11 protein-coding genes and 1 tRNA gene are annotated in these 13,967 nt (G+C 59.5%); 2 read left to right on the forward strand and 10 right to left on the reverse strand.

Annotated elements, in window-relative coordinates:
• Positions 1-113: 113 nt before the first annotated feature.
• From ACR0FC_RS05950 to ACR0FC_RS05985, 8 genes are all read right to left on the reverse strand, one after another.
• Positions 114-203, reverse strand: a tRNA-Ser gene (locus ACR0FC_RS05950).
• 159 nt (positions 204-362) lie between these two features.
• The gene (locus ACR0FC_RS05955; protein WP_170338933.1) at positions 363-2,807 is read right to left on the reverse strand and encodes a DUF3772 domain-containing protein; all 2,445 of its coding nucleotides are present in this window, start codon (positions 2,805-2,807) and stop codon (positions 363-365) included.
• Positions 2,807-3,841 carry a cysteine synthase A gene (locus tag ACR0FC_RS05960; protein WP_170338935.1) on the reverse strand — a complete coding sequence of 345 codons (1,035 nt, stop codon included), beginning with the start codon at positions 3,839-3,841 and terminating at the stop codon, positions 2,807-2,809. The genes ACR0FC_RS05955 and ACR0FC_RS05960 overlap by 1 nt, the downstream gene beginning before the upstream one ends.
• Before the next feature lie 69 nt (positions 3,842-3,910).
• Positions 3,911-5,026, reverse strand: coding sequence for an NUDIX domain-containing protein (locus ACR0FC_RS05965; protein WP_170338937.1), 1,116 nt, complete (start codon positions 5,024-5,026; stop codon positions 3,911-3,913).
• 21 nt (positions 5,027-5,047) lie between these two features.
• The gene (locus ACR0FC_RS05970) at positions 5,048-5,488 is read right to left on the reverse strand and encodes a TrgA family protein (protein WP_093961876.1); all 441 of its coding nucleotides are present in this window, start codon (positions 5,486-5,488) and stop codon (positions 5,048-5,050) included.
• A gap of 17 nt (positions 5,489-5,505) precedes the next feature.
• On the reverse strand, positions 5,506-6,714 hold the full coding sequence (locus tag ACR0FC_RS05975; protein ID WP_170338939.1) for an SAM-dependent methyltransferase: 1,209 nt from the start codon (positions 6,712-6,714) through the stop codon (positions 5,506-5,508).
• Between the two features lie 69 nt (positions 6,715-6,783).
• A complete protein-coding gene (locus tag ACR0FC_RS05980; RefSeq protein ID WP_170338941.1) occupies positions 6,784-8,208 on the reverse strand; it encodes a cryptochrome/photolyase family protein in 1,425 nt (474 codons plus the stop codon).
• Positions 8,209-8,253: 45 nt separating this feature from the next.
• Positions 8,254-9,480 carry an aminotransferase class V-fold PLP-dependent enzyme gene (locus tag ACR0FC_RS05985; protein WP_093961873.1) on the reverse strand — a complete coding sequence of 409 codons (1,227 nt, stop codon included), beginning with the start codon at positions 9,478-9,480 and terminating at the stop codon, positions 8,254-8,256.
• A 257-nt stretch (positions 9,481-9,737) separates the two neighbouring features.
• On the opposite strand from ACR0FC_RS05985, the gene ACR0FC_RS05990 reads away from it, so the two are divergent.
• Positions 9,738-10,121, forward strand: coding sequence for a VOC family protein (locus ACR0FC_RS05990; protein WP_170338943.1), 384 nt, complete (start codon positions 9,738-9,740; stop codon positions 10,119-10,121).
• Between the two features lie 51 nt (positions 10,122-10,172).
• On the opposite strand, the gene ACR0FC_RS05995 is transcribed toward ACR0FC_RS05990, so the two are convergent.
• Together ACR0FC_RS05995 and pyrH are read right to left on the reverse strand one after the other, a co-directional pair.
• Positions 10,173-11,759 (reverse strand): BCCT family transporter, encoded by a 1,587-nt coding sequence (locus ACR0FC_RS05995; protein ID WP_093961871.1) that lies wholly within the window; start codon positions 11,757-11,759, stop codon positions 10,173-10,175.
• A 206-nt stretch (positions 11,760-11,965) separates the two neighbouring features.
• Complete coding sequence (pyrH, locus tag ACR0FC_RS06000) at positions 11,966-12,718, reverse strand: UMP kinase (protein WP_170338945.1); 753 nt, start codon at positions 12,716-12,718, stop codon at positions 11,966-11,968.
• Between the two features lie 98 nt (positions 12,719-12,816).
• Between pyrH and miaA the strand changes: the two genes are divergently transcribed.
• On the forward strand, positions 12,817-13,713 hold the full coding sequence (gene miaA / locus ACR0FC_RS06005) for a tRNA (adenosine(37)-N6)-dimethylallyltransferase MiaA (protein WP_254437757.1): 897 nt from the start codon (positions 12,817-12,819) through the stop codon (positions 13,711-13,713).
• The last annotated feature ends 254 nt before the right edge of the window (positions 13,714-13,967 follow it).

The raw sequence follows: 13,967 nt of genomic DNA on the forward strand, positions 1-13,967 counted from the left end.
TCACCGCTCGGCAGTACGGATCCCAGCACACAACACATCTTCGCCCAACGTGCCGGGGTCAAAGCAAGGCCGATCCCGCGCGGTGCGCAAAAACTGTGGGTATTCAAGGTGAATGGCGGAGAGACAGGGATTCGAACCCTGGAGACGGTTTCCCGCCTACACACTTTCCAGGCGTGCGCCTTCGACCACTCGGCCACCTCTCCGTGCCGGCGATATTTGGACCAACGAACAGGGATTTGCAAGGGCCGATTGCGCGGAAATCCAAGGGATACGCAAGTTGCCTGAAGCGCCCCCACCCCAAACGATTGAGCGGGGTCGCTTCGGTCTCGGCCAGCCGGGGAGATGGTGCTGTAGTCCTATGACTACAGCTCTTCGCCGTTGTCTCCGTCCATGTCGGCCTCGGTCAGGTCCATCGGCGCCGCGCTTGAGTCGTCGGTCTTCACAGGTTCCTGTTGATCCGGCTGTTGGGGCTTCGCTGCCTTGTTGGCCGGTTGCACCAAAACCTCGGGGTTCCGCAGCCAGAGATCGCGCTGTGCGAATGGAATCTCGATCCCTTCTTCGGTGAAGCGCCGGTTGATTTCGTGATTCATGTCCGACTTTACGGACAGGACCCAATTCACGTCACGCAGGATCGCTCTGATTTCGAAATCCAGCGAGTCCGCGCCAAACCCCTGGAACACGACGTTGGGTGCCGGGTTGGCCAACACCATCGGATGCGCATTCGCGATTTCGCCCAGGATCTTCTCGACCTTTCGGGTGTCGGTCCCATAGGCGACGCCAACCGGAACGATGACCCGTCCGATGGTATTGCCGCGGGTATAGTTGGTCACCACACCGCTGATCAGGTCCGAGTTCGGAACGATCACATCGGTCCGGTCAAAGGTTTCCACCCGCGTCGAGCGTACCGAGATGTCGCGCACATAACCCATCATCCCGTTGACATCGATCCAGTCCCCTTTGGCAATCGGCCGTTCGACCAACAGGATGATGCCCGAAACAAAATTCGACACGATTGTCTGCAATCCGAAACCGATGCCCACAGACAACGCACCCGCGACGATCGCAAGTGACGACAGATCAAAGCCCGCGACAATGATCGCGGCCAGTGCTGCAAGGAAAATTCCCACATAGCCCGTGCCAGCGACGATCGCGTTCTGCCCACCCGGATCGATGCTGGTTTTGGGAAGTAACGAGTTGCGCAAACCGCTCTGCAGCAGTCTGGTCAGCATGTAACCGATCGCAAATACGGCCACGAAAGTCAGGAAGTTGCTGGGCGAGATCGTCACGCCGCCGATGTCAAAACCCATCAGAAGGCGGGACCACGCCTCGCGCAGATCCGAGTCGCGCGCGCCCCAATACAGCGCTAGAATCGGCAACGACAGAATGGCCAGAGCGAACCCGACGAGCACCGAGAACAACGAGTCGCTGGCCGCGTCGCCCTGCCCCGTCAGCCAGCCATAGATCGAGCTGATGAACCGCTGGAAGATGACGATGGCCGTTATCAGGACCAGCGTTTTGACCGATGGGAACACGATCGCCTCGGCGGCATTTGTATAGCCGATGGCAGCCAGAACAACGCTTGCGATGCCCAGGAAAAACAGCGCACGGCGGAGCAGTTCGACCAGCTGACTGAACCCGGCAGCCCGTGCTGACTGGCCCTGCTCAGGCTCGTCCTCAGATCCTTCGGGGCGGCGGATTTGGCGGATCCGCAGCAGCAACAGGGCTGTCACGAGTATCACCGGGAAGCTGACGACGGCGCGAGTAGCCTCAGAGGTGTTTTCGATCCGTTCGAACAATTGGCCAAGTTCATGCAGAATCAGCATCAGCGCGAGCAGATCCAGATAAACCCGCAGTTCCTTGATCGTATTTGCCGACAGGACTTTGAAACCCCGTTCTTCGCCCATCAAATAGACCTGACGGCCGATCCAGTCGTAAAACAGGATGATCGCGGCCCAATACGGAATTTCCTGGATCAGCAATGTGCCGCGCAACCCCGGAATTCCGGTCATGACCACCGCCTGAACGATGATGGCAACCCCGAACCATGGCAGGATGATCCGGAACAGCGACACGACGAATGTCCATACGCCACGCCCGGAGCCTCCGAACCGCCGCAGATAGTCCCCAGCTTTCTCTGACCATGATCGCCCGAACAGCAGCAGGATCGCGGCCACCGCGAGCAGAATACCGATGGCAAGTCCGCTCTCTTTCAGCTTTTCGCGGACAAGGGCCGAACGCATGTTGGCCTTCGTCTCGTTGATCAACGCACGGCCCGCTTCGGTCACGTCCACCCAGGCAGGTGCCCAATGCGCCGGGTTGAGCGGCGATGGCCCGCGCTCAAGAAACTCTTTCCGCTGCCGTTCACGGATGATCTTATCAATTTCGCTGATCAGGCCGTTGGCGCGGCTGTAGGCCTCTTCCGAGATGATCCGCGGTACCTTCAGGCTGTTGAGTTGCTGCTCGAGGTTCTCTCGCAAGCTGGCGATATCTTCGGATTCCGAAGATCCGTCATCGGGTTTGGGCCCCAATGCCTTGAGCTGGCTTTCCAGCGTTTGAATGCGGTCTGTATTCGCACTTCGCGCGCGATTGAAGTCGTCCCGATAACCACTTATTTCAGAACGCAATTTCTCCATCGAAGCATTGGATGCCCGATTGGCTTCGATCACCTTCTCAGCACGCTCGGCGGTGCTGAGCCATCCCTGGTAGTACTCGCTCTGACGGTCGGTCAGCTGCGCCGAGGCTCCGCCTGCGACCCCAATGGCGACCACAAACGCAAATGCCAGTAAAACCAGAAACTGCCGCAGCATCATACGTCCTCAAAAACACCCGGAATACTGCGCGGGGCCTCGGTCATCCACTCTGGAACCGGCAATTCCTTTTCACGCAGGAAGTCGGGGTTGAACAGTTTCGACTGGTAGCGCGTGCCATAGTCGCACAACACGGTGACGATGGTGTGACCCGGACCCATTTCCTTGGCCAGTCTCACAGCGCCGGCAATGTTGATTGCGGTGGACCCACCCATGACCAACCCCTCTTCGCGCAGAAGGTCGAAGATATAGGGCAACGCTTCGTTGTCCGTAATCTGGTAGGCGTGGTCGGGCTTGAACCCTTCAAGGTTTTTGGTGATGCGGACCTGGCCGATCCCCTCGGCGATTGAGCCACCCTCCATCGCGATTTCACCCGTCGTGTAATAGGAATAGAGACCGGCACCCATCGGATCGGCGATACCGATCTTGACGCCCTTGGGCTGCAAAGCCTCGGCCACTCCGGCCAGCGTTCCGCCCGATCCGACCGCGCAGATGAATCCGTCGACCTTGCCGTCGGTCTGCTCCCAGATTTCCGGCCCAGTGGTCTCGACATGCGCCTGACGGTTCGCGACGTTGTCGAACTGGTTTGCCCAAATCGCGCCATTGGGTTCGGTCTTGGCCAACTGCTCGGCCAGCCGCCGCGAGTAATGCACAAAATTGTTGGGATTCCGGTAAGGTGCGGCGGGAACCTGAACCAGTTGAGCCCCGGCGAGGCGCAGCATGTCCTTCTTCTCTTCCGATTGGGTTTCCGGGATGACGATCACGGTTTTGAACCCCATCGACGCGCCGACCAGCGCCAGACCAATACCCGTGTTGCCCGCGGTCCCCTCGACAATCGTCCCGCCGGGCTTGAGATCGCCGCGCGCAATGGCGTCGCGAATGATGAACAGCGCCGCGCGATCCTTGACCGACTGACCGGGGTTCATGAACTCGGCCTTCCCAAGGATTTCGCACCCGGTTTCTTCGCTGACACGGCGCAGCCGGATCAACGGAGTTTTTCCTACGGCGTCAGCAAGGTCTCGTGCAATGCGCATGGCACCCTCTTGTAAATTGGCGTTTTCGCAGATGTACAGGTGCCCTGCGCCGACCACAAGGCGGGATAGTCATCCCCGCAACCGATCGCGGTTGCGTGCCAACCAATGCGCTAGGGACAAAAGTGGAAGGTCCTTGAAGACATGCCGGTCAACCATATCCATGAATTCGGCATACGGCAGAATCCTGCTGCGAATGTCCTCCCCCTCGGTTGCTAAGCCACCATTGTTGATCGAGGCGGTCAAGTCTCCAATCCCAACATACAGTTGGATGAATTCGGTGGACGATCCGCTCGAAGAATAGGCGCCGCCTGCATATTCGAGCCGCGAGAACGACACCTGCGCCTCCTCCATGGCTTCCCGGTGGGCCGCCTGTTCAGGGGTTTCTCCGGGATCGATCATGCCGGCGACCGGCTCCCACATCCACGGCTCGGGGTCGTCGATCAGGAATACCGGGGTTCGGAACTGCTCAACCAAAAGGACCGTATCGCGCAGGGGATCATACGGCAGCACTACGACCGCAGCACCCTGCATCAAACCATTCCGATTGAGAACCGGCCCCATCGATCCATCGTATCGGCGGTGCTGCAGTTCGATTTCTTCCATCCCGAAATAGTCGATGTATGCGCGCGTGTGGCGGTGCACGATCACATCATCGCCGGCGCTGCGTCCATCCCCGGTTTTTCGTTGCTGCGCCGCAAGCTTGGCCCAGGCCCGGGTACGAATGGCGGGAAAGCTGCGCGCGATCCGAGAGGCATCGACCTTGCCGAAATACCCCATGACCTCATCCGCAGCCAAAAGGGTCATCGCACCCCACTCGGACACCCACTGTTCCAACGACCAGGGATCGGCCGGCGTCCATAACCCGGGGGCGGGAAAGAAGACTTGGGCGGAAACGGGCGATCCGCCCTCAAGGACGACCTCTTTGACGTGCAGGTCATAGTCGAACCCACCTTCGTAGAAGGCCAACCGTTCGATGTCTTGCGTAGATAGGTTCTGCACCAAGATACCCTGTGCCGCTGCGCCGGGCGCCTCAAGGATCATCGGAAAGGCCTGGTCCCGCACCGCGTGAACCGCGTGGTCCGGCAGCATCGCCGGCTCGGCCGCAAGATCCTGTCCCGAGCGACCCAAAACAAGTTCAAGCAGCGGCAAATACCGCAATGTGCCGTAGAAAAACAGATTGGTCATCGTAGGCTCGTGACTAGGGCGTCAGTTCCAGCGCCGCGAGGCGCCTTCGGTAAACAGGCCGGACAGCAGCGCACCAATCGCCAAGGTCGCGATGATCTCGGGCGAGATCAGTTGCTTGCCGAAATCCACTCCGATCTGGAAGATGGCCAGCAATGCCTCGAATGGCCCGTCATAGCGGTGACGCATCGCAAGCCGGAACATCTCGTACGTGCCCTGGACGAACAGGCCCCAAAACACCAGAGAAACCACTCCGGTCAGGCCATTGTTCACGGCTGCAGTCCAGCCTCGGCCCGCCCGTTTGCCCATGATGACCCAACCACACAAAAAACCAAGGACCAGGTTCACATAGGTGAAGTAGCCGTAGTCCTTTCCCTCTTCGCCGTTGTCGATGATCATGCCGGACACAAGGAAAGCCACCACCATGAGACTGAGCGCGGCAACAAGACGTGAGGCTGTCGGCATTCCGGTATTTCCGTGTGTTAGTTGGGTTTTGCTACGGTGATCTGTGTCACATCGCAATTGCCCGTGTCAAAGGCTGCGCCGCAGGCGGTCAAATAATAATTCCACATGCGGCGGAAACGCTCATCAAAGCCCATTGCAGCCACTTGGTCCCATTTATGGTTGAACGTGTCGTACCAGCGCCGCAAGGTCAGGTCATAGCTTGGGCCGAACTCCTTCGACTTGACCACATCCAGACCGGCCTGCTGGATTTCCTGCCTCAGCACCGTCGGGGCTGGCAACATGCCGCCCGGAAAGATGTATTTCTGAATAAAATCAACACCGTTCTTGTAAACGTCCCAGCGGCGGTCGGCCACAGTGATGATCTGAAGCGTGGCCCGTGCGCCGGGCTTCAACCGGTCGCGGACCGTTTGAAAATAAACCGGCCAGTACTTTTGCCCAACAGCTTCGAACATCTCGATCGACGCAATGCCGTCATACTGCCCACGCTCGTCGCGATAGTCCTGCAGCTTGAAGGTTACTCTGTCCGAAAGTCCAGCTTTTTCTATACGTTGCGTCGCATACTTCAACTGTTCCTGACTGATGGTCAGGCCTGTGACCCTGAGGTCTCTTTCCTTGGCGGCGTATTCGGCAAAGCCACCCCAACCGCAGCCAATTTCAAGGATGTGGTCGCCCGGCTTTGCTCCCATCTCGTCGACCAGGCTGGCATATTTGGCCGTCTGAGCCTTTTCCAAACTTTCCTGACCGGTTTCGAACAGCGCGCTGGAGTAGGTCATCGTCTCGTCCAGCCAAAGGCTGTAGAAATCATTGCCCAGATCATAGTGGTACGAAATGTTCTTTTTGGCCTGCTTTCGGTTGTTCCGGTGCAGCCAGAACCGCAGGCGCTCATAGGCCTGAACCAAAAACTTGCCAGTGAAATCATCATAGACCGTCTCGGTGCCCAGATGGACAAGATCCATGAAGGCGCGCAGGTCAGGTGTGCTCCACCCACCCTCAAGGTAGGCGTCGGAAAAGCCGAGCTCGCCTTCACGGATCAGCCGCGCGAATACATCCGGGTCGTGAATATCAACGCGGGCGACAGGTCCGGGCTTGGCGCCTTCGTTGCGAAAAATGCGCCCGTCCGGCAGCGCGATGTCCAGCCGTCCGGACTCCATTCGCTGCAGCATCTTGAAGACCTGCGAAAAATATCTGGGCAGGCTTTTCTGCCCCTTTGTCGTCGTCAGGATCATCCGCTCTCCCCTGTGCGGTGGTCGGAGCAGGCTAGGACGGGATTCCGTTTCTGGCAAGTTTTCAATTCCTTACTGGTGTTTTCGGCCTTCGTAGGCGGCAAGCGCCCGCTGTCGCCCAACCTTCAGATCAACGACCGGATCAGGATAGGCATCCGTCGGAGACAGTCCCCATGACACCGGCACCGCATCGAAATAGGCAAGCGCCGTCTCGGGTGGGTTCTTTTGTCCTTCGGCCAGCCACCGGCGGACATAGGCGCCCGTGGGGTCAAACTTCTCGGCTTGGGTCTGCGGGTTGAAGATACGAAAGAACGGCGAGGCATCCGGCCCCGACCCCGCAACCCACTGCCACCCCATGGCATTCGCTGCCGGATCCCAATCGACCAGACAGTCCGCAAACCAATCCATGCCGATCTTCCAGTGCGTCATCAGGTGCTTGGTCAGGTAGCTGGCGACGATCATTCGGACGCGGTTGTGCATCCGCCCGGTGACATACATCTGCCGTAGGCCCGCATCTATCACCGGTATCCCTGTTCGCGCCATTGTCCAGGCTCGAACTTCGGGGGTGTCGGCGTCTGTGTTCCACGGAAACGCATCCCATTCCGGCTTCCAGTTTGCGCTCAGTAGATGCGGTGTGTGGTACATCAAGTGATATGCGAACTCGCGCCAGACGAGTTGGCGCAAGAAGCCCTCGGCCCCGGACGAGCCGGAAAACCCTGTGCTCTGCACCCGGTGCCAAATGGTTGCCGAGCTGATCTCGCCCAACGAAAGGTACTCGGATAGTCCCGACGTGCCGTCTTCGCCCAGATCGTCCCGTTTTGCGGGATACGCGTCGAGCCGTTCCGTAAATTCGTCCAGCTGCGCAAATGCGGCGGCCTCGCCCGGTTCGACATGAGCCCGCACGACCGCTGCGCCACGACGCATATCCGCGCCAAGGTTCCAGGCCTCAAGCTCGTCCGACTGCGGCCATGATCGGGGTGCCGCGATCCGCGACGGTGCCGACTTGGGAGCATCAACCTCTCTCCCGCGCACAGCCCGCCACATGGGCGTAAAAACACGAAACGGCTGACCCGCCTGTGTGGCGACCGTCCATGGCTCGAACAAAAGATGCCCGGCAAAGGACTTGGCGGTTACGCCCTGCGCGGACAACGCAGCCTTTATCTGAGTGTCACGCCCGATGGATTCGGGATCATAGGCCCGCGACCAATAGACGTCAGTTGCCCCCGTTTCCCGTATCAGGTCTTCAAGCGCGGCCAGCGCCGGGCCGCTTCGCAGGATCAGCTTGCTGCCCTTGCGCTCGAGGCTGTCTGACAATGCGGAAAGGCCGAGGCCCAGCCGCCATTTCGGAGCCGCGCCCAAGTCATCGACCAGCTGATCTCGCAGAAAAACAGGAATCACAGGTCGGCCTGTCTGCGCGGCCGCAGCCAAAGCCGGATGGTCACTCAGGCGCAGATCACGCCGGAACCACAAAATGATTGGTGACTGCTCTTTGTCCATTTCCGCCCCGTTTTCATATGTCTACGGGGCGGAACTGTTACCGGATCACAAAACCCGGTCAAATGCTTCAAGCAATTGGTCGATCTCGTTTCGCGAGGTGTAGTGGGTGAAACTGACCCGTAGAACACCTTGCCCCAGATCGACACCCATGGCGGTCAGCGGGCGAACCGCATAGAAGTCACCACCGCCGGCCATGATGCCGTGTTCGGACAGATCAGCCGCCACGCTTTCGGCGTTGCGGTTGACGGCCAAGGCCACGGTCGGAGCCCGTCGTTCGGCATCGGACGGGCCGATCAGGCGCACCGCGTTGCGATCCTTGAGCGCGTCCAGAACCGGCTGCAGAAGCTCAACTTCGTGCGCACGCATCAGGTCGTGGACAAAAGCACCACGCGCAGAAGCCCCCGAGGATGGGCCGCCGTGGTGGTCGCAGAGTTGTTCGACATAGTCGGCCATACCGGCGCTGGCGGCAATCTGAGCATGGTCCGGTCCGGCCGGCGTGAACCGCTTGTACAGCACGTCTCCGTTGAAGAAATGCCCCTGATTGGGCAGCAACTCGCCCAGCGTGCGCCGGATCACCATGCAGCCCTGATGCGGTCCGTAGGTCTTGTAGGCAGAGAACAGATAGATATCCGGCCCAAGGTCCCCCACGTTCGGGAAGCCGTGCGGTGCGTAGGAAACACCATCCACGCAGACAAATGCCCCGGCCGCATGCGCGATCGCAGTGATTTCGGTGACCGGGTTGATCTCGGCGATCACGTTCGAACAGTGGGGAAAGCAGACCAGCCGCACCTTGTCGTCCAGCAGGTTTTCCAGATCGGACGGATTCAGCGAACCGGTTTCCGGGTCGATTTCCCATTCGCGAACCTCGATGCCGTCCTCGGCAAGGCGCCGCCAGGGGCCCGAGTTGGCTTCATGGTCCTGGTTGGTCACTACGATCGCTTCACCCGGCTTCATCCACTGCCGAAATGCCTGCGCCAGCACGTAGGTGTTCTGCGTGGTCGAAGGGCCAAAACTCAGTTCGTCGGTGTCCACGCCCAGCAGGGCCGCCATCCGGGCACGTGCCTCATCCATCTCTTCGCCCGCCAGGCGGCTGGCCTCGTAGGGCGCATATGGCTGAACCTTGCGCTGGGTATAGAAGCGGGTCAGCCGATCCAGAACGGGTTTGCAGGTATAGGAGCCGCCCGCGTTCTCAAAGAATGCCTGCCCTTTCAGGCTGGGTTCGGAAAAAGCCGGAAACTGCGCCCGAACGAAATCGATATCCAGAGTGCCCATCGCACAATCCTTCTGTTGTCATGCCCAATGTTCCGAAATTCCGCCCGCGCATGACACCGGACAACTCCGATACATGGCAGGTCTTCCAGCCAGCCGCGGGTATCGCCGTGGCAGTTCGGCAGCCCGCACGGGGATGACGGGACCAAACGCCGTCAGTTAGCCTGGCCAACCCCGCGCGGTCAAGCCGGGCGTCTGATGCCAGCTTCTGTCATCAGCGCATGCCAAACTCGCGGCACTCAAGACAAGAGAGGTTAAAGATGAGTTATCTTCCAAAGGATTTTCTGGTGTGGGGCGAACTGCCCGTTTCCGACTTGGACAAGGCGGTACAATTCTATGCACACGCCACGGGGGCAGAACTTGCGGTCGACACATCCGGCCCAAACCCCATGGCCATGTTCCGCCCCGCTGACCCGGCAACGGGCGTGGCCTTGCATCTGTACCCGGGAAAGCCAGCAAAAGATGGTACCGGTCCGACCCTTCATCTGGCGGCAGAGGGCACGGCTGAAGAGATCATGGCCAGAGTCAAGGTTGCCGGGGGTCAGGTTGTCTCGGATCCGATCCAGATCCCGGCCGGTCGGTTCTTCTATGCGGTCGATCCCGACGGCAATTCGGTCGGCTTCTTCGAAGGCAGTCAGAAATGAAAAGAAAGGCCCCGGTGACGTCACCGGGGCCCTCTGTCAGTGGCGGTACGCTCAGTTGCGTCGACGTTCGTTCATCAGACCGATGAAGATGGACACGCACATCAAAACCAACACGATCGCAAAGGGAAAGCCGGTGGCAATGGCCGCGGCCTGCAATGCGCCGAGCCCACCGCCCAGCAGCAGTACGACCGCGATGGCCCCTTCCAGCACGCACCAAAATACGCGCTGAGCCGTCGGAGCATCGGTCTTGCCGCCAGCCGTGATGGTGTCGATCACCAGCGAACCCGAGTCCGAGCTTGTGACGAAGAACACAACCACCAGAACGATACCGACGAACGACAGCAGACCTGCCATCGGGAAGGCCTCGAACATCTTGAACATCTTCAGTTCCAGCGCCGCATCGGTCAAAGCCTGCCCATTGCCGGACATGACCTGATCCAGAGCAGCTCCGCCGAAAACGCTCATCCAAAGGGCGCCGACCAGCGTCGGGATCAGGATGACACAGGTCACGAACTCGCGGATCGTGCGCCCGCGCGATATACGTGCGATGAACATGCCGACGAACGGCGACCAAGAAATCCACCACGCCCAGTAGAAGGTGGTCCAGCCCTGCATGAAGTTCGTGTCTTCGCGACCGATCCAATTGGACAGGCCCGGCAGCGCGACGACGTATTCGATCATGCTGTCGAAGAACCCGGTCAGGATCACCATGGTCGGCCCCACGATCAAGACCAGCAACAAAAGCAGGGCTGCCAGCACCATGTTGGCCTCGGACAAGCGTTTGACCCCTTTGTCCAGTCCGGCGATCACAGAAATCAGGGCGAAGACCGTGATCAAGCCGATCAACAGCACTTTCATCCCGTCCGTCACCGGAACATCAAACAGATAATTCAAACCGGCCAGCGCCTGTGTCGCCCCCAGGCCAAGCGAGGTCGCCAGGCCGAAGATGGTCGCAAAGACCGCAAGCACATCGATGACATGCCCCAGCGGGCCCCAAGTGGCCTCGCCGAACAGCGGGTAAAAGACCGAACGCATCGTCAAGGGCAGCCCGCGATTGAAGCTGAAGAATGCCAAGGCCAGCGCAACAACCGCATAGATCGCCCAAGGATGCATGCCCCAATGAAAAATCGTGGCTGCCATCGCCAGCTTCCGCGATGCGTCGGGATCCTCCAGCCCGGCGCCCAACGGTGCCCAGTCGGTGCGCAGGCCGTCCTCTCCCACAGCGACACCGCCAAGTGATGCGCCATAGTGCGAGATCGGCTCGGCCACACCCCAGAAAACAAGCCCGATCCCCATGCCAGCGGCGAACAGCATCGAGAACCAACCCGCATAGCTGTAGTCCGGTTTCGCATCGTCGCCGCCCAACCTGATCTTGCCCAGCGGCGTCACGATCAGCAGCAACGAAAACACGACGAAGATGTTGGCCGAAAGCATGAATACCCAGTCGAACCGGTTGGTCAGCGCGGGGCGCAACCAGCCGAAGAAATCAGCAGCCTGCTCGCGGAAAACCAACGAAAAGAAGACGAAGGCGATGATGGTCAGGCCAGACACGGCAAAAACCGGATTGTGAATATCCAGCCCCATGACCTGGATATTGTCCTGGCCGACCTCGTAGTCGGCATCTGAATTGTCGGACATTCTCTCTCCTCTCACTTTAATGCGCTTTTGATCAGGGAAAGATCGCTTTTTCGGTCAGCCGCCAGAGACTTTCCGGCGGGCAAAAGCGACACGCATACCGGTCACACCGAGCATTTTCAGCGGACCGGAAGGCGTTGGGTTACCTAACGTCCGAACCGAGTCGGGCGCCAGGCAAACTAATGTGGGCTGTTCGGTCGGACCTTTGGCTAGCCTTGAACCTTGGTATAGGTCCCCTCGCCTGCCAGAATTCCGCGGAACCCGCCGGGCTCGTCCAGTCCGAATACGATCAGCGGCAGATTGTTGTCGCGCGCCAGAGCGATAGCCGAAGCATCCATGACCTTCAAACGCTTGGCGAGAACGTCGTCATAGGTCACCGAGTCATAGCGGACAGCGTCCGAATGTGCCTTGGGGTCCTTGTCGTAGACGCCGTCGACCCCGTTCTTGCCCATGAAGATGGCCTCGCAGGTCATTTCGTTGGCACGCAACGTCGCTGCGGTATCTGTGGTGAAGTACGGGTTGCCAGTTCCAGCCGCAAAGATGCACACCCGTTTCTTTTCCAAGTGGCGCACAGCGCGGCGGCGAATATAGGGCTCGCACACCTCATCCATGCGGATGGCCGAGATCACCCGGGTGAAGACGCCCAGGCCCTCAAGCGCGGATTGCATGGCCAGCGCGTTCATCACGGTCGCCAACATGCCCATGTAGTCGGCCGTGGTCCGTTCCATCCCTTGGGCCGAACCGGACAGGCCGCGAAAGATATTCCCTCCGCCGATGACCATGCAGATCTCGACCCCGAGATCATGCACCGACTTCACCTCCTGCGCGATGCGCTGGACAGTCGGCGGATGCAGCCCGAATCCCTGATCCCCCATCAGCGCCTCGCCCGAGATTTTCAACATGACGCGTTTGTATGTCGTTTTTGGGGTTTCGGCGGTTGTGTTGGTGGAAGAAAGGCTCATGTTGCGCTCCGGGCTGGCACGGGTTTGTTTTCCGGCGCAAAATGAAGCAAAACCACCGCGGGTTCAATGCGGATGGTCAAGGAACAGGGCAAACACTCATGGCTGAAAACACAGCGCGCAATTTGCTGAACAGTCTGCCGCCCATTCCCGACGATCTGCCGGTCCTTATCATGGGGCCGACCGCATCGGGCAAATCAGCCCTTGCACTGGAGATTGCCGAACACGCGGGCGGGATCATCGTCAATGCGGATGCCAGCCAGGTTTATGACTGCTGGCGCATCATTTCCGCCCGACCCTCGATCGACGAAGAAGCTCGGGCTCCACACGCTCTCTATGGCCATGTCGCTTTTGATCAAGACTATTCGGCCGGCCACTGGCTGCGCGAGGTGCGGACTTTTTTGTCAGGGCCGCAGCGTCCGATCATCGTGGGCGGAACAGGTCTCTACTTTTCGACGCTGACGGAAGGTATGGCAGACATCCCGGCAACGCCGCCCGAGTTGCGCAAGACTGCGGACGCGATCCCCCTGCCCGAGCTTCTGGCCGGGATTGATCCAAGGACACGGGACCGGATCGACACGCGCAACCGCGCCCGTGTGCAACGGGCCTGGGAGGTCGAGCAAGCCACGGGCCGGACCCTAGCGGATTGGCAGGACGACACGCCGCCACCGCTGCTGCCATTGGATCAAGCGTTTCCGATCGTCGTGACTCCTGAGCGAGACTGGCTGATCACGCGCATCAATTCGCGCTTTGACCAGATGTTGCGGGCGGGTGCCCTGGACGAAGTTGCGGCGATGCGCGACAGGTACGACCCGAACCTGCCTTCGTGCAAGGCCATCGGGGTACCTGAATTGATGGCCCACATCGAGGGGCGAATGACCTTGGCCGATGCCCGCGAAAGAGCAACGATTGCGACACGCCAATACGCCAAACGCCAGCGCACGTGGTGCCGTGCCCGGATGAAGCAATGGCATAACGTCGATCCGAGCCAAGGCTGAGTGAATCACTGACATCTCACCAAAACCTCGTCCGAAGTCATTTATTTTCAGCCACATAAGGGGTTTTCGGCCGAAACCCTTCGGAAAAGGGAATCACAAGTTCCAGAATCAGACTTGCCGATAGCAGCCCCGGCGGCCACGGCTCAGGTTTCTCTGCAAATGTCGTTTTTGTGCACTTGATGACGATTTCGAACATTGACCTAAATTGGAATCTGGTGCCGAATGAACCCATGGGGATGCACAGAATTCAAATA

The organism is Ruegeria sp. BB9 (assembly GCF_056539345.1).

What these genes read in the sequence shown, in the direction of transcription:
- ACR0FC_RS05960 (WP_170338935.1), bottom strand. Translation starts at nt 3,841, where the DNA reads ATGCGCATTGCACGAGACCTTGCTGACGCCGTAGGAAAAACTCCGTTG.
- ACR0FC_RS05980 (WP_170338941.1), bottom strand. Translation starts at nt 8,208, where the DNA reads ATGGACAAAGAGCAGTCACCAATCATTTTGTGGTTCCGGCGTGATCTG.
- ACR0FC_RS05995 (WP_093961871.1), bottom strand. Translation starts at nt 11,759, where the DNA reads ATGTCCGACAATTCAGATGCCGACTACGAGGTCGGCCAGGACAATATC.
- miaA (WP_254437757.1), top strand. Translation starts at nt 12,817, where the DNA reads ATGGCTGAAAACACAGCGCGCAATTTGCTGAACAGTCTGCCGCCCATT.
- ACR0FC_RS05975 (WP_170338939.1), bottom strand. Translation starts at nt 6,714, where the DNA reads ATGATCCTGACGACGACAAAGGGGCAGAAAAGCCTGCCCAGATATTTT.
- ACR0FC_RS05985 (WP_093961873.1), bottom strand. Translation starts at nt 9,480, where the DNA reads ATGGGCACTCTGGATATCGATTTCGTTCGGGCGCAGTTTCCGGCTTTT.
- ACR0FC_RS05955 (WP_170338933.1), bottom strand. Translation starts at nt 2,807, where the DNA reads ATGCTGCGGCAGTTTCTGGTTTTACTGGCATTTGCGTTTGTGGTCGCC.
- ACR0FC_RS05970 (WP_093961876.1), bottom strand. Translation starts at nt 5,488, where the DNA reads ATGCCGACAGCCTCACGTCTTGTTGCCGCGCTCAGTCTCATGGTGGTG.
- pyrH (WP_170338945.1), bottom strand. Translation starts at nt 12,718, where the DNA reads ATGAGCCTTTCTTCCACCAACACAACCGCCGAAACCCCAAAAACGACA.
- ACR0FC_RS05990 (WP_170338943.1), top strand. Translation starts at nt 9,738, where the DNA reads ATGAGTTATCTTCCAAAGGATTTTCTGGTGTGGGGCGAACTGCCCGTT.
- ACR0FC_RS05965 (WP_170338937.1), bottom strand. Translation starts at nt 5,026, where the DNA reads ATGACCAATCTGTTTTTCTACGGCACATTGCGGTATTTGCCGCTGCTT.